19 protein-coding genes are annotated in these 20994 nt (G+C 74.0%); 5 read left to right on the top strand and 14 right to left on the bottom strand.

All coding sequences use genetic code 11. The annotated features are described in order from the left end of the window. A partial coding sequence (locus EPD83_RS03890; protein ID WP_165566228.1) for a sulfite exporter TauE/SafE family protein occupies positions 1-624 on the top strand: 624 nt, incomplete at its 5' end. 17 nt (positions 625-641) lie between these two features. On the opposite strand, the gene EPD83_RS03885 is transcribed toward EPD83_RS03890, so the two are convergent. Both EPD83_RS03885 and EPD83_RS03880 read right to left on the bottom strand, forming a co-directional pair. Further along, positions 642-1202, bottom strand: a complete 561-nt coding sequence (locus EPD83_RS03885) for an OmpA family protein (RefSeq protein WP_165566227.1) — start codon at positions 1200-1202, stop codon at positions 642-644. Then, the gene (locus tag EPD83_RS03880) at positions 1199-1810 is read right to left on the bottom strand and encodes a hypothetical protein (RefSeq protein ID WP_205859397.1); all 612 of its coding nucleotides are present in this window, start codon (positions 1808-1810) and stop codon (positions 1199-1201) included. The genes EPD83_RS03885 and EPD83_RS03880 overlap by 4 nt, the downstream gene beginning before the upstream one ends. 141 nt (positions 1811-1951) lie before the next feature. On the opposite strand from EPD83_RS03880, the gene EPD83_RS03875 reads away from it, so the two are divergent. Next, positions 1952-3196: an NAD(P)/FAD-dependent oxidoreductase gene (locus tag EPD83_RS03875; protein WP_165566225.1), complete on the top strand. Its 1245-nt coding sequence runs from the start codon at positions 1952-1954 to the stop codon at positions 3194-3196. Between the two features lie 15 nt (positions 3197-3211). Here EPD83_RS03875 and EPD83_RS03870 read toward each other — a convergent pair whose 3' ends face one another. Further along, positions 3212-4252 carry a LacI family DNA-binding transcriptional regulator gene (locus tag EPD83_RS03870; RefSeq protein ID WP_128367832.1) on the bottom strand — a complete coding sequence of 347 codons (1041 nt, stop codon included), beginning with the start codon at positions 4250-4252 and terminating at the stop codon, positions 3212-3214. A 124-nt stretch (positions 4253-4376) separates the two neighbouring features. Between EPD83_RS03870 and EPD83_RS03865 the strand changes: the two genes are divergently transcribed. Together EPD83_RS03865 and EPD83_RS03860 are read left to right on the top strand one after the other, a co-directional pair. After that, on the top strand, positions 4377-5561 hold the full coding sequence (locus EPD83_RS03865; protein WP_165566224.1) for a phytanoyl-CoA dioxygenase family protein: 1185 nt from the start codon (positions 4377-4379) through the stop codon (positions 5559-5561). A 129-nt stretch (positions 5562-5690) separates the two neighbouring features. Then, positions 5691-6704: a Gfo/Idh/MocA family protein gene (locus tag EPD83_RS03860; protein ID WP_128367203.1), complete on the top strand. Its 1014-nt coding sequence runs from the start codon at positions 5691-5693 to the stop codon at positions 6702-6704. A 4-nt stretch (positions 6705-6708) separates the two neighbouring features. On the opposite strand, the gene EPD83_RS03855 is transcribed toward EPD83_RS03860, so the two are convergent. Then, positions 6709-7539, bottom strand: a complete 831-nt coding sequence (locus EPD83_RS03855; protein WP_128367202.1) for a TIM barrel protein — start codon at positions 7537-7539, stop codon at positions 6709-6711. 126 nt (positions 7540-7665) lie between these two features. Between EPD83_RS03855 and EPD83_RS03850 the strand changes: the two genes are divergently transcribed. After that, complete coding sequence (locus tag EPD83_RS03850; RefSeq protein WP_128367204.1) at positions 7666-8757, top strand: transaldolase family protein; 1092 nt, start codon at positions 7666-7668, stop codon at positions 8755-8757. 63 nt (positions 8758-8820) lie between these two features. Here EPD83_RS03850 and EPD83_RS03845 read toward each other — a convergent pair whose 3' ends face one another. The 10 genes from EPD83_RS03845 to iolC form a co-directional block, all read right to left on the bottom strand. Continuing rightward, entirely contained in the window at positions 8821-10242 is a 1422-nt protein-coding gene (locus EPD83_RS03845; protein ID WP_128367201.1) for a L,D-transpeptidase family protein, read from the bottom strand. Between the two features lie 190 nt (positions 10243-10432). Further along, positions 10433-11935, bottom strand: a complete 1503-nt coding sequence (locus EPD83_RS03840; protein ID WP_165566223.1) for a CoA-acylating methylmalonate-semialdehyde dehydrogenase — start codon at positions 11933-11935, stop codon at positions 10433-10435. 79 nt (positions 11936-12014) lie between these two features. Further along, positions 12015-13052 carry a Gfo/Idh/MocA family oxidoreductase gene (locus EPD83_RS03835; RefSeq protein ID WP_235950327.1) on the bottom strand — a complete coding sequence of 346 codons (1038 nt, stop codon included), beginning with the start codon at positions 13050-13052 and terminating at the stop codon, positions 12015-12017. Continuing rightward, positions 13049-13927, bottom strand: a complete 879-nt coding sequence (locus tag EPD83_RS03830; RefSeq protein ID WP_128366164.1) for an ATP-binding cassette domain-containing protein — start codon at positions 13925-13927, stop codon at positions 13049-13051. Before EPD83_RS03830 ends, EPD83_RS03835 begins: the two co-directional genes overlap by 4 nt. Next, positions 13927-14961, bottom strand: a complete 1035-nt coding sequence (locus EPD83_RS03825; RefSeq protein ID WP_128366163.1) for an ABC transporter permease — start codon at positions 14959-14961, stop codon at positions 13927-13929. The genes EPD83_RS03830 and EPD83_RS03825 overlap by 1 nt, the downstream gene beginning before the upstream one ends. 7 nt (positions 14962-14968) lie before the next feature. After that, a complete protein-coding gene (locus tag EPD83_RS03820) occupies positions 14969-15964 on the bottom strand; it encodes a substrate-binding domain-containing protein (RefSeq protein WP_128366162.1) in 996 nt (331 codons plus the stop codon). Positions 15965-16062: 98 nt separating this feature from the next. Continuing rightward, positions 16063-18048 carry a 3D-(3,5/4)-trihydroxycyclohexane-1,2-dione acylhydrolase (decyclizing) gene (gene iolD, locus EPD83_RS03815; protein ID WP_128366161.1) on the bottom strand — a complete coding sequence of 662 codons (1986 nt, stop codon included), beginning with the start codon at positions 18046-18048 and terminating at the stop codon, positions 16063-16065. After that, positions 18045-18998: a 5-deoxy-glucuronate isomerase gene (gene iolB / locus EPD83_RS03810; protein WP_165566222.1), complete on the bottom strand. Its 954-nt coding sequence runs from the start codon at positions 18996-18998 to the stop codon at positions 18045-18047. The genes iolD and iolB overlap by 4 nt, the downstream gene beginning before the upstream one ends. Beyond that, positions 18995-19891, bottom strand: coding sequence for a Cgl0159 family (beta/alpha)8-fold protein (locus EPD83_RS03805; protein WP_165566221.1), 897 nt, complete (start codon positions 19889-19891; stop codon positions 18995-18997). Before EPD83_RS03805 ends, iolB begins: the two co-directional genes overlap by 4 nt. Further along, a complete protein-coding gene (gene iolC, locus EPD83_RS03800; protein WP_165566220.1) occupies positions 19888-20859 on the bottom strand; it encodes a 5-dehydro-2-deoxygluconokinase in 972 nt (323 codons plus the stop codon). The genes EPD83_RS03805 and iolC overlap by 4 nt, the downstream gene beginning before the upstream one ends. Positions 20860-20994 lie beyond the last annotated feature (135 nt).

Below are 20994 nucleotides of genomic sequence, written 5' to 3'. Positions count from 1 at the left end.
CCGGCGAAGCAGTCGACCGCCGCGATCCTCGCCGTCCTCGTCGTCGGGGACCTCGTCGCGGTCTGGCACTACCGCCGAGACGCCGACTGGGGCCTCGTGCGGCGCCTGCTGCCGGCCGTCCTGCCCGGGCTCGCGATCGGGGCGGCGTTCCTCGCCGTCGTCGACGACGACACCCTGCGCCGCTCCATCGGCGTCGTGCTCCTCGTGCTCGTGGGGCTGCAGCTGTGGGTGCGGCGCAGCGCCCCGGCCGGCGGCGGCAGCGCCCACGAGCGGCCCGCGGCGGCCTGGGGAGCAGGGACGGCGGCCGGCTTCGCGACGATGACGGCCAACGCCGCCGGGCCCGTCATGACCCTGTACCTGTCGGCGGCGGGCATCGACAAGCGCCGCTTCGTCGGCACCAACGCGTGGTTCTTCCTCGTCGTCAACCTCGTCAAGGTGCCGTTCTCGGTCGGTCTGGGGCTGCTGCACTGGGACGACGTCGGCCGGGCGGGGCTGCTGGCGCCGCTCGTCGTCCTCGGCGGCGTGCTGGGGTCCGCGACGATCGCCCGGATCAGCCAGCGCGGCTTCGACGTCGCCGTCCTGCTGGCCTCCGCCCTCGCCGCGGCCGCGCTGCTCCTCGGCTGAGGGCGTCCGGGCCCCGCTCAGCCCGCGTAGCGGATCTCGACCCGGCGGTTCTCGGCGCGCCCTTCCGGGTCGTCCTCGCCGCCGCGGGTGTTCGGGGCGACCGGCCGGGTCTCGCCGAAGCCCCGGACCGTGAGGCGCAGGTCGGGGCGGGACCGGCGGACGACCGCGGCGACGGCGCGGGCGCGGGCGGTCGAGAGGCGGAGGTTGTAGCCCACGGACCCCAGCGCGTCGGTGTGGCCGCCGATGCTCACCCGGGCCCGGCGCGGGACGTCCTCGACGAGGCCGCGGATGCGGGCCGCGGCCCGGGGGGACAGGTCGCTGCGGTCGAAGGCGAAGAGGATGTCCGACGCCAGCGTGATGACCTCGTCCCCACCGTCGGTGGTCTCCGTCGCGAGCCCCGTCACCCGGCCCTCCAGCTGCGAGACCCGCGGGTCGAGCGCGGTGACGGACTCGGCGAGCTGCTGCTCCGTGGGGGCCGGCAGCCGGTCCACCGGCAGGTCGTCGGCCGAGGCCGCCGGGGCGAGGGGACCGAGGACGGCGACGGCACCGGCCAGCACCAGCGCGGACGCGCGCCTCACGAGATGGTCACTCCCCGGAACGCCGGGGCGCCGTCGACCGCCGCGACGTCCAGGGTGCTCACCCCGTCGGGCGGCGCGGCGAACCCGGCGTACGCGTACCAGGTCTGCCCGGACGCGAACCGGCTGCCCTGGTAGTTCGAGCGGTAGTACCGACCGTCGCTGCTGCGCAGGACGTCGTGCCGTCGCAGGTTCGTCGTGTCCACGAGGTAGGGCTGCCAGGACTGCCCCCCGAGCCAGTCGTAGAGCCAGCCGTCCTTCGTGTCGGTCGAGGTGGGCGTGAAGGCGAAGGTCGCGACGACGATCCGGCCCTCGCGGCGCAGGCTCAGCAGGTCGACCTCCAGCGTCGCCTTCGGGTCGGTCTCGTCCGGCGACACGGCCGGGATCGTGACGGAGGCGATCGGGTCCGGGGGGTTCGCCGGGTCCACGCCCGCCGTCTCGGCCGAGGACGGCACCACCGACGGCGCGGCGGACGCCGACGGGGAGGTCGTGCCACCGGTCGTCCCGGACGGCGCGCCGGAGGCCGCGCCCGCGGAGGGGGTCGCGGTGGCTGCGTCACCCCCGTCGTCGCCCGAGCAGGCGGCCAGGGCCAGGGTCGTCAGCAGCGCCACCGCCAGCAGGCGCGCAGAGCTCGATGGGTTCACGAGGTCCCCCCGGGGTCGGTTCGTGCGGTCGCGCCGAATCTAGCCCGGACGGGGCGCCGCCGGGGCGGGCGGACGGCTCCACCTGCGCGTGGTCTAGGTTCGGCCTCGATGGAGTCGCCCCGGTTCGTCGTCGTCGGCGGCGGTCCGGCCGCGGCCGGCGCCGCCCGGCGGTTCGCCGAGGCCGGGCATCCGGTCGCGGTCCTCACCGCCGAGCCGGTCCCGCCCTACGACCGCACCGTGCTGTCCAAGGACGTCCTCCTCGACCCCGCCGCCCCGGTCCCGGCGCTCTGGCCGACCGGCGCCCCGTGGCTCGACCTCGTCTTCTGCCGCCCGCGCACCCTCGTCGAGGCGCTCGACCCCGGCGCCGGTGTCCTCACCACCGACGACGGGACGACGTGGGCCTTCGACCGGGTGGTCCTCGCGACCGGGGCCGAGCCGCGCCGGCTGCTCGTCCCGGGGGCCGACGGTCCGGGGGTGCTGCACCTGCGTGACACCCGCGACGCCGCCGCCGTCTCGGCCGCGCTCGTCCCCGGCTCGCGGGTCGTCGTCGTCGGGGGCGGGGTCATCGGGCTGGAGGTCGCGGCGGCGGCGCGGGCCCGGGGGGCGCTTGTCGAGGTCGTCGAGGCCGGGCCGCGCGTGCTGGGTCGGGCGGTCCCGAGCGCGGTCGCGGCGTGGCTCGCGCGCGCCCACGCCGAGCGTGGCGTCGTGATCCGGCCCGGGACGGCACCGCAGGAGGTCCTCCGGGACGACGCGGGTCGGGTCCGGGGCGTCCACCTGTCCGACGACACGGTGCTGCCGGCCGACGCGGTCGTCGTCGGCATCGGGGTGTCCCCGCGCGACGGGCTGGCCCGCGCGGCCGGGATCGAGGTCGACGACGGGATCCTCGTCGACGCCGCGATGCGCACCTCGCACCCGTCGGTGCTGGCGGCGGGGGACGTCGTGCGGCGGCGGGGTCCGGGCCCGCACGGCGTGCGCCTGGAGTCCTACACCGCCGCCGGACGGCAGGGCGCGGTCGCGGCGGGCGTGGCACTGGGGTCGGACGAGGTCTTCGACGACGTGCCGTGGACCTGGTCGGACCAGGGCGACCTCACGATGCAGACGACGGGCACGCCGCCGCCGGGTGCCGAGGAGGTGCTCGTCGGCGGACCCGACACCCCCGTCGTCCTGTCCCTCCTCGACGGGCGGCTGGTCGGCGTGTGCGGGGCGGGCGTCGGCCCGTCGGTCGCGCGGCCGGTGCGCGCCGCCGGCAGTGCGGTCGCGGCCGGGGCCACGGTCGACGTCGGGGCGGCCCGGGCGCTGGGCGGCGACCTGGCCGGGCTCGCGCGCCTGCTGCGGGACGCGGGACGCGGCTGAGGGTCCAGGGACCGCTCAGGTGCGCAGGCGCGGCGGCACGTTGTACGGGGTGACGACCTGGGGCGCCGACGGCAGCGACGTCGGGGCGCCCGGCAGCACGCGGTGCGCGCGGAGCAGCTGCAGGAGCGCGGTCCGCAGGTCGGCCCGCAGGTCGTGGTGCAGCACGGCGGTGAGGACGCCGGAACGCAGCAGCGGCAGGTTGTCGGCGTCGAGGTCGTGGCCGACGAACGGCAGCCCGGTGAGCCCGGCCCCGGCGAGCGCGGCGGCGGTCCCGGCGTTGCCCCCGCCCATGGAGTAGACGCCGGCGATGTCGGTGCGCGTCCGCAGGACGGTCTCGACCGCGGCCCGGGTGGCGGCGTCGTCGCCGTGCTCGTCGCCGAGCGTCACGACCTCGCGGTCGGGGTCGCTCGCGGCCAGCCGCTCCCGGAAGGCCGCGACCCGCTCCTGCTCCCCGAGGAACGCGTGGTGGCTGACCGACGCCAGCACCGCGCCCGGCCGTCCGCGCAGCAGCGCCGCGAGCAGGTACGCGGCGCTCGCGCCGGCCGCCGCGTTGTCCAGCCCCGCGTAGGCCACCCGCCGGGAGCCCGGCAGGTCGGTGACGAGGGTGACGGTGGGGATGCCACGGTCGGCGGCGCGGCCGACGGCGGCGACCACGGCGGGGTGCTCCGGCGCCTTGAGGACGACGCCGTGGCAGACCCGCCCGCCGGTGCCCAGCCCGTCGAGGGTCGCGGCGATCCGGTCGGGCTCCGCGCCGTCGGTGTCGTGGAACCGGGCCCGCAGCGTCGCCGGGCGGATCGTCGCCAGCGCGTCCGTCGTGGCGCCGTGGACGGCGTCCCGGAACCGGCGCGGCGCGTCGAGGACGACGTCCACGAGCAGGGTCCGCCGCGCCAGCCGCAGCTGGGTGGCCTGCCGGTCCAGCTCGAGGACCGCCGCCTCGACCGCCCGCACGGCGCGGGCGCTGGCCCCGGGGCGGCCGTGCAGCACCCGGTCCACGGTCGCCTGCGACAGCCCGGACTGCTCCGCGATGTCGCGGACCCGGTGCGGCGGTCGGGGCATGCGGTCATCCTCGCGGACGAGGGCCCCGCCCGTGAGGTGTTCCTGAGGGGTTCTGGCGGGGCCGGGAGGGGCGTCGGACGCGCACCCTGGAGGGAGCAGACATCGACCCGACGAGGAGACGACGATGACGACGACCTCCGCCCGCAGCAGCACCCGCGGCTTCCGCCGCGCCGAGGACTGCCGCCTCGAGGACCTCGAGCGGGTGCTCGAGGACACCACCGACCTGGCCGGCTACCCGCACGCCGCCCGGATCGAGCAGGAGGTGCTCGTCTACGAGGCCGCGAGCCTGCGCCCGCTGCTCGCCGACGAGACCGAGGGCGACGCCGTGCGGGCCGAGATCGCCGACGCCCTCGCCGAGGGCCCGGGGATCGTCGTCCTCGCCGGGGCGTTCGAGGCCGGGGTCGTGGGCCGCGTCACCGAGGCCTTCGAGCGGATCATCGCGCAGGAGAAGGCCTCGGGGCAGATGGCCGGCGACCACTTCGCCTCCCCCGGCGCCAACGACCGGATGTGGAACGGCCTGGAGAAGCTGGCCGTCGCCGACCCCGAGGCGTTCGTCGCCTACTACGCCAACGACATGGTGGCGCTGGCGTCCGGCGCCTGGCTCGGCCCGGCCTACCAGGTGACCTCGCAGGTCAACGTGGTCAACCCCGGGGGCAAGGGCCAGACGGTGCACCGCGACTACCACCTCGGGTTCCAGTCGCCGGAGGTCACCGGGCGCTACCCCGGCCGCGTCCACGACGTCTCGCCGCTGCTCACCCTCCAGGGCGCCGTGGCGCACTGCGACATGCCAGTCGAGTCCGGCCCCACGCTGTACCTGCCGCACAGCCAGAAGTACTCCCGCGGCTACCTCGCGTACTGGCTGCCGGAGTTCCAGGACTACTTCCTCTCCCACCACGTCCAGCTGCCGCTGACCCTCGGTGACGCCGTCTTCTTCAACCCGGCGCTCTTCCACGCGGCCGGGTCGAACCACACCGCCGACGTGCGCCGGATGGCGAACCTGCTCCAGGTGTCGTCGGCCTTCGGGCGCGCGATGGAGACGGTCGACCGGGACCGGGTCGTCCGGGCGGTCTACCCTGCGCTGCTCGCGGCGTGCGAGAGCGGGATGGGCGAGACCGACGCCGCCCACGTCGTCGCCGCGTCCGCCGAGGGCTACGCCTTCCCGACCAACCTCGACCGCGACACCCCCGTCGACGGGATGACCCCCCGCAGCCAGGCCGACGTCGTGCTGGACGCCCTCGCGGCCGGCCTGACGCCCGAGCGGCTGGCCGAGCGGCTCGACGCCGTGGCCCAGGCCAAGCTCAGCCACTGACCCACCCGGCGCGCGGGGCCACCGCACGTCGTCGCGGCCTGCGCTACAGACACTAAATGTCAGGACATTAGCCTGATAGCATCCGGCGGTCGGTCATCCGCCGGCCCCCGACTTACGCGAGGAGCACCCATGCGCATCGGACTCATCGGACTCGGCCGCATCGGCGCCTTCCACGCCGACACCCTGGCCGCCCTCGACCGGGTCGACGAGCTCGTCGTCACCGACCCCGTCCCCTCCGCGGTCGAGGCCGTCAGCGCCCGGATCCCCGGGGTACGGGTCGTCGCCGACCCCGAGGCGCTGCTCGACGCGGGGGTCGACGGCGTCGTCATCGCCGCCGCGACGGGCGCGCACGCCGACCTGCTGCTCGCCTCGGCCGGGCGCGGGCTGCCGACGTTCTGCGAGAAGCCGATCGCCGGCACCGCCGACGAGGCCGTGAGCGTCCGCGACCGGCTGGCCGGCAATGACACCCCGGTACAGATCGGCTACCCCCGCCGGTTCGACCCGGCCTTCGTCGCCGCCCGGGACGCCGTCCGCGCCGGCGAGCTGGGCCGGGTGCACACCGTCCGCTCGACGACGATGGACCCCGCGCCGCCGCCCGCCGCCTACCTCGCGGTCTCCGGCGGGCTGTTCCGCGACTGCTCCGTCCACGACTTCGACGCCCTGCGCTGGGTCACCGGCCGCGAGGCGGTGTCGGTCGTCGCCGTCGGTGCGGTGGACCCCGACGCCCCGAGCGGGCTGTACGCCGACCACGGGGACTGGTCGAGCGCGTCGGTCCTCGTCACCTTCGACGACGGGACCATCGGTGTCGTCTCGAACACCCGCACCAACGCCCGCGGCTACGACGTGCGCCTCGAGGTGCACGGGGTCCAGGACTCGGTGGCGGCGGGGCTCGACGACGGTCTGCCGCTGCGCCCGACCCAGCCGGGCGTCTCCTGGCCCGCCGGGCCCCCGCACACCTTCTTCATGGACCGGCTGGCCGAGGCCTTCCGCCGCGAGCTCACGACGTTCTGCGCGGTCGCCGCCGGCGAGACGCCGTCGCCGTGCACGGTCCAGGACGCGATGGGCACGGCGTGGATCGCCGAGGCCGCGACGGTCTCGGCCACCGAGGGGCGCCCGGTCCGCATCGACGAGGTCGCCCGCTGAGCCCTCAGCCCCCGGTCGTGAAGGCGTCCCGGAAGGCGCGGACGGCGGCCGTCGGGTCCCCACTCGCGAACGCCTCCATCCCCACCGTCCCGCGGTAGCCCATCTGCGCCAGGGCGCGCGCCACGGCGGGCCAGGCGACCTCGCCCGTGCCCGGCTCGCACCGCCCGGGGACGTCGGCGACCTGGATCTCCCCGATCCACGGCAGCGCCCGGCGACAGAGCTCGACGAGGTTCCCCTCGCCGATCTGCGCGTGGTAGAGGTCGAGCATCATGCGCAGGTGCGGGCTGTCCACGGCGCGGACGAGGTCGAGAGTGTCCTCGGCCCGCGCGAAGGGCACGCCGGGGTGGTCGACGGCGCGGTTGAGGTTCTCCAGCACGAACTGCACGTCGTGGCGCTCGCCGAGCGCGGCCAGCCGCGCGAGGGTCTCGCGGGCCGCGAGCCACATCCGCCCGGTCACGACCTCCACCGGGACGACCGGGAGCCCGTCGCGGTCCAGGCCGGTCCCGTGGAGGTTGAGGCGGGGGATGCCGAGCCGGCGGGCGACGGCGACGGACTCCTCGGCGGTGGCGAGCAGCGCGGCCACGGCGTCCGGCTCGACGAGCCCGCCGCGCACGTAGCCGGTCATCGAGCTGAAGACGGCCCCCTCCTCCCGCAGGGCGACGAGACCGTCGACGTCGTGTCGCGTCCAGTCCCAGAGCTCCACCTGCACGTCGAGCGCGGTGAGCCGGCGCACCCGCTCCGCCACCGGGAGGTCACGGAAGACCATCTCGGCGCAGACCGCGAGCGTGAAGGGGCCCGCGGCGCCCCGGACGGGGGTGGTGGGGTGCTCGGGCATGGGACCTCCTGATGGTGCGGGGCCGCCGCCGGCACGCCCGCCCGGATGCCGCGACGGTGTTCTCACCGCCGCGTCCGTGGGCTAGTCTATATGTCAGGACATTAGGACGCCATGAAGGAGCTGGGGATGCCGGAGACCGTCGAGGCCGTGACCGAGGGGGCGTCGCCGCTGCTCACGATGACCCGGACGACGCCGACCGCGCTGTGGAACGACAGCGCCGACCCGGCGGAGCTGACGCAGGCCATCGCCTGGGGGGCCGTCGGCGCGACGTGCAACCCGGTCATCGCGCTCGCTGCCATCCGGGCCGACCAGGAGCGCTGGGAGTCCCGCATACGCGAGCTCGCCGCCGAGCTGCCGACCGCGGGGGAGTCCGAGATCGGCTGGAAGGTCGTCGAGGAGGTCTCCCTCGAGGCGGCCGCGCTGCTCGCCCCGGCCTTCGCGGAGCACGGCGGGCGCAACGGCCGGCTGTCGATGCAGACCGACCCCCGGCTGCGTCGCGACGCGCGGGCCCTCGTCGCCCAGGCCGAGCACTTCGCCTCGCTCGCCCCCAACATCATCGTCAAGATCCCCGCGACGTCCGTGGGGATCGAGGCCATCGAGGAGGCGACCTACCGGGGCGTGAACGTCAACGTCACGGTCTCCTTCTCGGTCCCGCAGGCGCTGGCCTCGGGCGAGGCGATCGAGCGGGGTCTGCGCCGCCGCGAGGCCGAGGGCCTGACCGTGCACGACGTCGGTCCGGTGGTGACGATCATGGTCGGCCGTCTCGACGACTGGCTCAAGGAGGTCGTCGAGCGCGACGGCCTCGACATCGACCCCGAGCACCTGGAGTGGGGCGGGGTCGCCGCGGCCAAGCGGGCCTACGCCGAGTTCCGTGAGCGCGGTCTGCGCGCCCGGCTGCTCGTCGCCGCCTACCGCAACGAGCTGCAGTGGACCGAGCTGGTCGGGGGGGACCTGGTCCTCTCGCCGCCGTTCGCGTGGGGCCGGCGGTTCGCCGACAGCGACGTCGACCCGCAGCCGCGCATCGACGTCCCGGTCGACCCCGCCGTCATCGCCTCGCTGGAGCGGGTCGAGGACTTCCGCCGGGCCTACGAGCCGGACGGCATGACGCCCGAGGACTTCGACGACTTCGGGGCCACCCGCAAGACGCTGCGGCAGTTCCTCGCCGCGGACGAGGAGCTCGACCAGCTCGTGCGGGACGTCATCACCCCCGCCCCCTGACCCGCGCGCCGCGGCTCGCGGCACGCGGACGGCCACCCCGACCGACGGTCCGGGTGAGTCCCGTCAGTAGTGGCTGCTGACCGGGGTGCCGACCGGCGCCCAGTCGTAGACCCACTTGGCGACCGGCACCGGCAGGTTGATGCAGCCGTGCGAGCCGGAGTAGCCGAAGGACTCCCGCCAGGGCGCGGCGTGCAGGGCGATGCCCCCGACGAAGAACGAGGACCACTGCACGTCGGGGGTCTCGTACTTCGTGCCGTCGGCGTTCGTGCCGCGCATCGTCATCATCGGGTTCTTGAGGTAGACGTGGAACAGGCCCGTGGTCGTCGGGAAGTCGGAGCTGCCGTCGACCATCTTCACCGGGCCCTTGACGGCCTTGGCGCCGAGGTAGGCGGTCATCGTGTGCTTCGTGAGGTTCACGTCGACCCACTTCTCGCCCTCGGCGGCGGGGTAGGCCAGCTTCTCGGCGCCGCGCGCGATCTGCTTCTCGTCCCAGGTGGCCGGGACGACGTCGTAGGCGAGGTCCGCGGAGAACTCCTTGCCCCGCGCCAGCGCGCCGCCGGCCTGCTTGCCGAGGCTGGCGCCGTTGGAGACGGTGCGGCCGTCGACGGCCTCGGTGAGGACGAGGCGCACCTCGCCCTCGGAGTCGACGTAGCGGGAGCCGGTCACCGGCTCCGACTGCGCGCCGGCGGCGACGCCCTCGACCCAGGACGCGACCTTCGCGGTGTCGAGCACCGGACGGCCCGGGCCGCCGGCGGCGGTGGTCGGGACCGAGACCCACGACGCCCGCTCGGCGCGCGACGGCGAGTGCTGCTGGGCGCCGTCGGACACCGCGAACCCGGCGTCGATCATCGCGTTGGCCCTCTTCGCGACCTTCTTCGCCGCGGCCGTCGTGACCTTCGGCGCGGTGTCGGCGAAGCGGACGGTGACCGCGGTGGACCTCAGGTGCTCGGCGGCCGCGGTGACCGGCTCCTCGAAGCTGGAGGCGACGACCCGCTGCCCGACGACGGCCGGACGGACGACGAAGGACTCCCCGTCCTTCGCCCGGCGGACCTCGGCGTCGCGGCCGACCTTGTCGGCGGACTGCACGAGCTCCCGGGAGACCGCCTCGGTCCGGGCGGGGTCGACGGTGACGACCGCGTCGACGTCCCGCTCGGAGACCAGCGAGGTCGCGTAGTTCGACCACCGGGAGTTGGCGGCGAAGACGCGGTCGACGGTGGCGTCGACGTCGACGCTCCAGCCGAGGTCGGCCAGGTTCGCCTTCTCCGTCGCGCGACCGGCGGTCACGGTGATCTCGACGTCGGCGGCGGCCTCACGCACGGCGTCGGCGACCTCGGCGCGGGTCATCCCGGCGACGGAGGTGCCGGCCAGGCTGCTGCCCGGCAGGGCGCGGTCCTGGTAGTGGGTGGCGTAGGCGGTCCCCACCCCGCCCAGCGCCATGGGGACAGCGACGGCGGCGGCGAGCATCACCTTGGTACGGGAGATCATCGTCGGAGTCTTTCGTCGGAGGCACCACAGGGCGCGGGTCGGCCTCCCGGCGCCGCGTCCATGATGCAGCCAGAGGCGTGGGGATGCTACTCGTGACCGCGGGACGACACATCACGAAAAGGTCACGATGCGACCGCGCCGCGGCGCGTCGCGGGGCACGACGCGCCGCGGACGTCCGCCGTCCGCAGGGTCAGGCGTTCTGCGGGAACCCGAGCTCGATGCCGCCGTGGCTGGGGTCGAGCCAGCGCGAGGTGACGACCTTGCCGCGGGTGAAGAAGTGGACGCCCTCCATGCCGTGCGCGTGGGTGTCCCCGAAGAGACTGTTCTTCCAGCCACCGAACGAGTAGTACGCCATGGGCACGGGGATCGGGACGTTGACCCCGATCATCCCGACCTCGACCTCGTTCTGGAAGCGGCGGGCGGCGCCGCCGTCGTTGGTGAAGATCGCCGTGCCGTTGCCGTACGGGTTGGAGTTGACCAGCGCGATGGCGTCGTCGTAGCTCTTGGCCCGCACGACCGAGAGCACCGGACCGAAGATCTCGTCGTCGTAGACGCTCATGCCCTTCTCGACGTGGTCGAACAGGGTCGGCCGGAGGAAGAAGCCCTCGCCGTCGGCGTCGACGTCGCCCTCCCGGCCGTCGACGACGAGGGTCGCGCCGTCCTCGACGCCGGAGTCGAGGTAGCCGGCCACCTTGTCGCGGTGCTGCTTCGTGACCAGCGGCCCCATGTCGCAGCCACGGGTGCCGTCGCCGGTGACGAGCTTGCCCATCCGGTCGGTGATCTTCTGGACCAGCTCGTCGCCCACGGGGTCGACCGCGACGAGGGCGGAGATGGCCATGCACCGCTCGCCGGCCGAGCCGAAGCCCGCGTTGACGGCGGCGTCGGCGGCGAGGTCGAGGTCGGCGTCGGGCAGGACGACCATGTGGTTCTTCGCGCCGCCGAGGGCCTGGACCCGCTTGCCGTGCGCGGTGCCGGTCTCGTAGACGTACTTGGCGATCGGGGTCGAGCCGACGAAGGACACCGACCTCACCTCGGGGTGGGTGAGCAGCGCGTCGACGGACTCCTTGTCGCCGTGGACGACGTTCATCACGCCGTCGGGCAGGCCCGCCTCGGTCCACAGCTTCGCGACGGCGAGGGCGGCCGACGGGTCCTTCTCCGACGGCTTGAGGACGACGGCGTTGCCGCAGGCGATGGCCACCGGGACGAACCACAGCGGCACCATGGCCGGGAAGTTGAACGGGCTGATGACGGCGACGACGCCGAGGCTCTGCCGGATCGAGTAGACGTCGACCTTCGTCGAGGCGTTCTCGGTGAACCCGCCCTTGAGCAGGTGCGGGATGCCGCAGGCGAACTCGGCGACCTCGAGGCCGCGGGTCACCTCGCCCACGGCGTCGGAGAGGACCTTGCCGTGCTCGGCGGTGATGAGGGCGCCGATCTCCTCCTTCCGCTCGTCGAGGAGCTGGCGGAACGTGAAGAGGACCTGGGTGCGCTTGGTGAGCGAGGCGTCGCGCCACTCCTCCTGCCAGGCCCGGTGCGCCCGGTCCACGACCTCGCCGACGAGGGCGCCCGACGCGAGGTCGAGCTCTCCGGTCTGCTCGCCCGTGGCCGGGTTGTAGACGGGGCTCGTCCGCTCGGCCGTGCCCTCCCAGGGCGAGCCGGCGACGAGGTGGGTGATCCGGGTGGGGCTGCTCATCATGACTCCTGTGCGCGGAACCTATTTGTCCTTACATTAGCACCGCGGACGGGTCGCCCGCCCCGGTCGCGTGGGACCCTCACGACGCGGGCCCGGGGTCCACCAGGGTCACGGACGCCGGCTCGCCGGTCGTCAGCGACCGCATGCCCGCCTCGCACACGACCGTGGCCGCGTACCCGTCCCAGGTCGTGGGCCCGACCACCTCTCCCCGGCGGCTGGCGTCCGCCCAGGCCTGGAGCTCGAGGTCGTAGGCCCGCGCGAAGCGGCCCAGGAAGTCGGCCGGGACGCCGCCACCCCACAGGCCCTCGCCGTCGTCGGCGGCGACCGTCGTGTACAGGTCGGCCCAGGGCCGTCCGGCCATCGCGCTCCCGCGCTCGCACACCGCCTCGCAGCGCACCTCGTAGCCGACCTGATTCGTCACGAAGACCTCGTTCGTGACGACCGCGCCGCCCTGCATCCGGAACACCGACACCTGCGGGTCGACGACCCCCTCGGCCGCGGCGGAGGTCGGTGCCGGTGAGTACACGGTGACCTCGGTGATCTCCTCCCCGAAGAGGAAGCGGGCGACGTCGACCTCGTGGACGAGGCTGTCGCGCACGATCATCTCGGAGCGGAAGGTGTCCGGGACGCTCTTGTTGCGGTGGGTGTTGTGCAGGAGGAGCATCCGGCCGAGCCGGCCCGAGTCCAGCACCGCCTTGAGCCGTGCGTACTCGGGGTCGAAGCGGCGCATGAAGCCCAGCTGGACCAGCGGCCTCCCGGCCGCACGCTCGGCGCGCACGACCCGCAGCGAGGACTCGCCGTCCATCGTCAGCGGCTTCTCGCACAGGACGTGCTTGCCCGCCTCGAGGCAGGCCAGCACCTGCTCCTCGTGCGCCGCCCCGGGCGAGGCGACGACGACGGCGTCCACGTCGTCGTCGGCGACGAGCGCCAACGGGTCCGTCACGGCGCGCACGCCGGGGAACCGTGCCGCGAGGTCGCCGGCCCGCGCGGCGTCGGCGTCGGACACCGCGACGAGCCGGGCGCCCGAGACGCGGTGGGCCACCCGCTCGGCGTGGTCGGCGCCCATCGCGCCGACCCCGACGATGCCGACGCGCAGGTCCCCGGAGGTCTCCGTCACGCGCCGTCGGCCCTGTCCGCCTCGGGGGCGGGGACGCCGCCGTGCTCGACCTCGTGGGCCGGCGCCACCTTGCCCGGGTCGGACCCGCGCAGCTCGTGGCTGAGCTCGTCGAGCTCCTGGCCCCCGGCCATCTCGGCCGTCAGTCGGTCCAGGTCCAGCTCGTCGCGGTGCGCGTCGAGGACGACCCGCCCCAGCTTGAGGATGACGAAGTGGTTGCCGACGAGGTAGGCGTGGTGCGGGTTGTGGGTGATGAAGATGACCCCGAGCCCCGCGTCACGCGCCTTGACGATGTACTTGAGCACCACGCCGGACTGCTTGACGCCGAGGGCGGCCGTCGGCTCGTCGAGGATGACGACCTTGGCGCCGAAGTAGATGGCCCGGGCGATGGCGATGCACTGGCGCTGGCCACCGGACAGGCTGCCGACCGGCCGGTCCAGGTCGGGGATGATGATCCCCATCTTCGTCAGCTCCTCGCCGGCCACCCGCTTCATCTCGTCGATGTCGAGGAAGGGACCACGGCGCACCTCGTTGCCGAGGAAGAAGTTGCGCCACACCGCCATGAGGGGCGCCAGGGCCAGGTCCTGATAGACGGTGGCGATGCCCAGGGCCTGCGCGGCGCGCGGGCTGCCGAAGGAGCGTTCCTCCCCGTTCACCCGCATCGTGCCCTCGGAGTGCTCGTGCAGGCCGGCGACGATCTTGATGAGGGTCGACTTGCCCGCGCCGTTGTCACCGAGGACGCAGGTGACCTCGCCCTGACGGACGCTGAGGTTCACCCCACGCAGCGCGTGCACGTTGCCGTAGCTCTTCCCGCAGTCGACGAGCTCGAGGACCGGCCGGTCGCTCGACTCCACGCGGGTGTCCTCGAGAGCGGCCATCAGCCCTCTCCCTTCCGCTTGACGTACATGTTGACCAGGACCGAGGCGATGAGCATGACGCCGAGGAAGGTCTTGAACCAGTCGACGTTCCAGCCGGCGTAGGTGATGCCCAGCTGGGTCATGCCGAAGATCAGCGCGCCCAGCGACGCCCCGACGATCGAGCCGTAGCCACCGGTGAGCAGGCACCCGCCGATGACCGCGGCGATGATGTAGATGAACTCGTTGCCGACGCCCTGACCGGACTGCAGGTTGTTGTACTGGAACAGGTTGTGCATCCCGAGCATCCAGGCGCAGAACCCGACGCCCATGAACAGCGCGATCTTCGTGGCCACGACGGGGACACCCACGGCGCGGGCCGCGGCGGAGTCACCGCCGACGGCGAAGATCCAGTTGCCGTACCGGCTGCGCAGCAGGAGCGTCGCCGCCAGCACGGTGAGGAGGATCCAGTAGACGATCGGGATCTTGATGTTCACCGGTCCGACCGAGAACGACGACGCGAAGACCGCCTTGGCGGAGTCGAAGCCGTCGAGGTCGCTCAGCGAGTTCGACGAGACCCCTCCGGTGACGAGCCGGGTGACGGCGAGGTTGACCCCCTGGAGGACGAAGAACGTCCCCAGCGTGACGAGGAAGCTCGGCAGTCCGGTGCGGTGCAGCAGGAAGCCGTTGAACGCCCCGATGCCGAGGGAGAACAGGAGGGCGATGAGGATGCCCGCCCACACGTTGAGGCCGAACCACCAGGCGGTGTGCGCCGCGGTGAGGCCGGAGGTCGTCACGGCCACCCCCGCCGACAGGTCGAACTCGCCGCCGATCATCAGCAGCGCCACCCCGACGGCCATGATGCCGATGACCGACGAGCCGTAGAGGACGGTGCCGACGTTGCCGATCGAGCGGAACGCCGGGGCGACCGCGAGGAAGAGCACGGCGACGGCGATCGCGCCGATGAGGGCTCCCACCTCGGGGCGGGCGAGCACCGAGGACAGCACAGAGCGGGTGCCGACGCGGTCGTCGGTGGGGGTGGCCGTGACGGACGTCATCGAGCGCTCACCGGGTCCCGTTGGCCGCGAACTCCGCGACCTTGTCGACGTTCGTCTCGTCGATGAAGGCCGGGCCGGTCGCAACGCTCTGGCCGCCGCCGATGGTGTTGCCGTTGGTCTTGTAGAGCCACAGCGCGTCGACGGCGAGGTAGCCCTGGAGGTAGGGCTGCTGGTCGATGGCGAAGGCGACGTCCCCGCTCTTCACGGCGTCGACGAGCTCCTTGTTCGTGTCGAAGGTGCCGATCTTGGCCTCCGAGCTCGCGCCGGACACCGACTGCACGGCGTCCAGGGCGAAGGGCGCGCCGAGGGTCAGCACCCAGTCGATGCTCTTGTCCTCGGTGAGTGCGGCCTGGATCTTCGTCGTGACGTCGGAGTCGTCGCGGCCGTTGACGTAGAGGCGCTTGACGTCGGCGCCCTGGGCGCCCTTGATGACGCCGTCGCAGCGGGCCTCCAGCTGGGACTGGCCCTGCTCCTGGATGACGCAGAGGATCTTCTTGCCGCCCTCGTCGGCGATCTTCTTGCCGGCGCCCTGGCCCGCGTCGAACTCGCTCTGGCCGAAGTAGCCGATGGCGCCGAGGTCGATGGCGTCCGGGCCCCCCGCGTTGAACATCGTCACGGGGATGCCGGCCCCGACCGCGGACTTGATGACCGCGCCGAGCGCGCCGGTGTTCGGGTCGGTGACGGCGATGCCGTCCACCTTCTTGTCGATGGCCGCCTGGACCAGCTGGGCCTGCGCCGTTGCGTCCGGGTCGTTCGAGTACTCGAGCTTGACGTTGTCCTTCTTGGCCGCCGCCTCGGCGCCCTTGCGGATGATGTCCCAGAAGGTGTCGCCGGGCGCCTGGTGGGTGATCATCGCGATCGTCATCGACGGGGTGTCGGCGGTGCCGGCGTTGTTGCCGCTGTCCTCGGTGGTCTGACGGCCGCCGCCGGAGGAGCAGGCGGCGAGGGAGAGGGCGGCGGCGACGGTGAGGGCCACGACGCCAGTGGTCTTCGTGCGGATCATGACGGGTTCTGCCTTTCGAACAGCACCGCTTCGTCGAGGCGGTGTTCTGGGGATGGTGCGCAAGGGGGCCTCGGGCGGTCCGCCGTGGGCCGGCGAGGTCAGGTGGCTCCGCGCCTCCTTCCACGTCCGCGACCGGGGGGCGGGGCGGTGCTCGGAGCGAGGAGCGGTCGCTGGTCGGCCTTGTGGGCGAGGTAGGTGTCGTGGGCGTCCGACGTCGAGCGCAGGTCGCTGACCTCGCTCACGGGCACGTCCCACCAGCTCTCGCTGTCGGGGGCGTGGACGAAGGGGTCGGTCTCGACGTGAATGACGAACGGGCCGCCGTCCTGGGGCCAGGCGCGTGCGGCGCCGATCGCGTCGGCCAGCTCCGCCACCGTGCGCACGGCGACGACGTGACACCCGAGGCTGCGGGCGTTGGCGGCGAGGTCGACCGGCAGCAGGTCGCCGTCGAGCCGGTGCCCGTCCTCCCCGCGCATCCGGTAGCGGGTGCCGAAGCGCTGCGAGCCGAGGCTCTCCGACAGCGAGCCGATGGAGTGGAAGCCGTGGTTCTGGACGAGGACGAGGACGACCTTGACCCTCTCCTGGACCGCGGTGACCAGCTCCGTCGGCATCATGAGGTAGCCCCCGTCGCCGACCATCGCGAACACCTCGCGGGACGGGTCGGCGAGCCTGACGCCGATGGCGGCCGGGATCTCGTAGCCCATGCAGGAGTAGCCGTACTCGACGTGGTAGGCCTTGCGCTCGCGGACCCGCCACAGCTTGTGGAGGTCGCCGGGCATCGACCCCGCGGCGCACAGGACGACGTCGCGCGGACCCGTGAGCTCGTTGACCGCGCCGAGCACCTGGCCCTGGGTGAGCAGCCCGGCGGCGAGCCTCCTCGTCACCGACCGGGGCGGGTCGTACGCGGCCTCGACCTGCGCGTCCCACGCCCTCCAGAGCTTCTGCTGCCGGCGGCGGTACCCGCCCGCGACCGACCAGCCGTCGAGCGCGGCGGTGAGGGCGACGAGGGCCTCCCGGGCGTCGGCGACGACCGTGAGGCCACCCTGCTTGGCGGCGTCCGAGCCCGCGACGTTGACGTTGACGAACCGCACGCCGGCGTCCTGGAAGGCGGTGCGCGAGGCGGTGGTGAAGTCGGTGAAGCGGGTGCCGACGCCGATGACGACGTCGGCCTCGCGGGCCAGCGCGTTGGCGGCGGTCGTGCCGGTCGAGCCGACGGCGCCCATGAGCTGCGGGTGTCCGTGCGGCAGCGAGCCCTTCCCGGCCTGGGTCTCGCCGACAGGGATGCCGGTGGCCTCGCAGAACGCCCGCAGCGCGTCCTCGGCGCCGGAGTAGTGGACCCCGCCGCCGGCCACCACCATCGGGCGCTTCGCGGACCGCACGACCTCGGCCGCGGCGGCGGTGCGCGCGGGCTCGGGCAGCGGACGGGCGACGTGCCAGGTGCGCTCGGCGAAGAGCTCCTCCGGCCAGTCGAAGGCCTCGGCCTGCACGTCCTGCGGCAACGAGACGGTCACGGCACCGGTCTCCGCCGGGTCCGTGAGCACCCGCACGGCACCGAGCAGGGCGGCCGGCAGCTGCTCGGGACGGAGCACCTCGTCGAAGAAGCGCGAGAGCGGCCGGAACGCGTCGTTGACGGTGACGTCGCCGGAGTGCGTCAGCTCCAGCTCCTGGAGCACCGGTGCCGACACCCGGGTGGCGAAGGTGCCGCTGGGCAGGAGCAGGACCGGGAGGCGGTTGATCGTCGCGAGCGCGGCGCCGGTCAGCAGGTTCGTCGAGCCCGGACCGACCGACGCCGTGCACACCCAGGTCTGCAGCCGGTCCTTCTGGCGGGCGTAGGCGACAGCACTGTGGACCATCGCCTGCTCGTTGCGGGCCAGCACGTAGGGGAGGGCGGGGGCCTCACCGGCCTCGGTGGCGCGGACCTCCTCCTGCAGCAGCGCCTGGCCGAGCCCGGCGACGTTGCCGTGGCCGAAGATGCCGAAGCAGCCCGCGAACAGCGGTTGCCGCTCGCCGTCGCGCTCGGTCCACTGCTGCGCCAGGAAGCGCACCGTGGCCTGGGCGACGGTGAGACGGACGGTCGGGCGGCTCATCGGCCGTCCCGTCCGACCGGGAGGCGCGGGTCGACCGGGGTGTCGGTCCAGCCCTCACGGACCCACGCGTGGGCGGGGTCGTCGCAGATCCGCCAGGCGCGCTCGGGGCCGGGCCCGGCCATGACGTTGAGGTAGTAGAGGTCGGCGTCGGGGGCCGCCACCGCCGGACCGTGCCAGCCGTGCGGGACGAGCACGAGGTCACCCGTGCGGACCTCGGTGAGGACGTCCACGGGCCGCCCGTTCGCGCCGTAGACGCGCAGGTAGCCCACGGGGTCGGTCCCGCGTGGGTCGGTGCTGCGGGTCTCGACGTAGTAGATCTCCTCGAGCGCGGTCTCCTCGCCGGGCCGTTCCTCGTCGTGCTTGTGCGGTGGCCAGCTCGACCAGTTGCCCGCCGGGGTGACGACCTCGCACACGAGCAGGGCGTCGGCGTCCAGCACGTCGGGGAGCCCGAGGTTGCGCACCTCCCGGCTCGCGATGCCCGCTCCGCGCAGCTCGACCGGGACGTCCGCTGCGGCCAGGTGGCGGACGGGGAACGGCGTCCCGGAGCGCCGCGCCGGGGCGCCGCAGAGGGCGACGCGGGCGCCGTCGTCCCCGGAGGTGCTCGTCACCCGCAACCGGCAGCCGCGGCCGGCGTAGACGATGTCGGTGGGACCGTCGAACACCGAGGCCCGGCCGGCCAGCTCCACCGTGTGCTCGGTGCCGTCGGCCTCGGTCACCTCGACCCGCCAGGAGCCCACGAGGGGGACGACGAGGGTCTCCTCCTCGCCGGAGTCGTGGCGCACGGAGTGGCCCGGGCCGCCCCAGGCGATCCGCAGCGTCGTGTGCTGCCAGTCCGGGACCGGACGGCCGGCGGTCGGCGAGACCGCCACGCGGAACTCGCCGTCCCGGGCGCTGCCGAGGGGCCGGACGAACCGGTCGTTGTCGAGACCGGTCCCGGACGCGGGGCTCACCGGGACCTCCCGTGGACGAGGTCCGCGGCGACGTCGACGGCGGCGGCGACGTCGCCGCCCGGCGGGTAGAGCAGGGCCCGGCCGACGACGAGGCCGCGCACGGGCGGCAGGTCGAGGGCCGCGTCCCAGGAGGCGTAGGTGTCGTCCGGGTGCCCCGTGGGGTCGCCCCCGAGCAGCAGGGTCGGGAGGGTCGTGGCGTCCATGACCCGCTCGAGGTCGTCGACGACGGGCAGCTTCAGCCAGGTGTGCGCGCTGGAGGCGCCGAGCCCGGACGCGACGTGCACCGAACGGATCGTCGAGTCGGGGTCCAGCAGGTTGCGGACCCGTCCGTCCTCGACCACCGACCAGAACGGCTCGACCATGGCCATCAGCCCGGCCGCCGCGAGCTCGGTCACGGCGTCCGCACTGGCCGCGAGGGTGGCGGCGGTGCCGGGGTCGCCGAGGGCGACGCGGGTGAGCATCTTCCCGCCGTCCAGCCCGCGGGCGGCGATCTCGGACGCGGTGTAGCCGGTGAAGCGGTCGTCGAGCTCGAACACCGCCCCCTGGAGCCCGCCGCGGTTCATCGAGCCCACGACGACCTTGTCCTCCAGGGCCCCCAGGAGGAGCAGGTCGTCGAGGACGTCGGCGGTCCCGAGCACCCCGTCGACGCCGGGCCGCGAGACGGCGCACGCGAGCCGGTCCAGCAGGTCGGTGCGGCTGGCCATGGCCATCGCGTCGTCGCGGACACCCAGCGCGCCCCGGGCGGGGTGGTCGGCGGCGACGACGAGCAGCCGTCCGTCGTCCCCGGCGAGGGGGCGCCGACGTCGCTCGGCCCACGCCGTCCGGACGCGCTGCGGCTCACGGACGCGCAGGGCGGTGAGCTCGGCGCGGGACACCCGCTGCCCCGGGGTCACGACCCGCCTCCGCGTCCGGCGAGCGCGGCATCGACCTCGGTGGTCGTCGGCATGGCCGTCGAGCACTCCAGCCGGGAGGCGACGATGGCGCCGGCGACGTTGGCGAACTCGACCGTCCGGCGCAGGTCCCACCCGGCGAGCAGCCCGTGGACCAGGGCGCCGCCGAACGCGTCGCCCGCGCCGAGGCCGTTGACGACCTCCACCGCGAAGGGCGCGACCTCCACCCGTTCCTCCGGGGTGACCGCGAGGACGCCGCGCGGACCCTGCTTGACGACGGCGAGGTCGAGACCGCGCTCCAGCAGGGCGTCGGCGGCGCGCTGCGGGTCGCTCTCGCCGACCGCCACCTCGCACTCCTCGCGGTTGCCGACGGCGACGGTGACGTGCTCGAGGGCCTTGCCCACCTGCTCGCTCGCCTCGGACGGGTCGGCCCAGAACATCGGCCGGTAGTCCAGGTCGAGCACGGTGTGCGGAGCACGTCCCCGGGCCTCCCAGGCCGTGAGGTGCGCGGCGCGGGACGGCTCCTGCGACAGGCCGGTGACGGTGGCCCAGAACACCCGGGCACTGCGGATCGCGTCGAGCGGAAGGTCCTCGCCGGTGATGAGCAGGTCCGGTGCCGCGGGGTGGCGGTAGAAGTAGAGGGGGAAGTCGTCGGGCGGGAAGACCTCGCAGAACGTCACGGGGGTGGGCGGCCCCGGGGTCCGCACCGTCGAGACGTACCGGGCGTCGACGCCGAGACGGGCCGCCTCGCGCCGGACGTAGCGGCCGAACGGGTCGTCGCCGACCTTCGTCACGAGGGCGGCGTCGCGGCCGTGCCGGGCCGCGGCGACGGCGACGTTCGTGGCGCTGCCCCCGAGGAACTTACGGAACGTCTGCACGTCCTCGAGCCCGACGCCGTGCTCCAGCGGGTAGAGGTCCACGCCCGTGCGGCCCATCGACACGACGTCGTGCACGGTCGGCTCGGTCCGCATCCGCACTCCCTCGTGTCGCGTGGCTCGTCAGAGCCCTGGTGCCGTCGTCACTCTGTCTCGCGTCCTCCCATCATGTCAAGAGTATGTCCTGACATTTATACTTTGGTGTCCTGCGAGTCGGCCGGGGCCGGGGCT

It is taken from the genome of Phycicoccus flavus (genome assembly GCF_004025965.2).
In the GTDB taxonomy this organism is placed as follows: domain Bacteria; phylum Actinomycetota; class Actinomycetes; order Actinomycetales; family Dermatophilaceae; genus Phycicoccus; species Phycicoccus flavus.
Note: the sequence above shows the minus strand (reverse complement) of the source record. Positions and strands in the feature narration are given on the sequence as shown.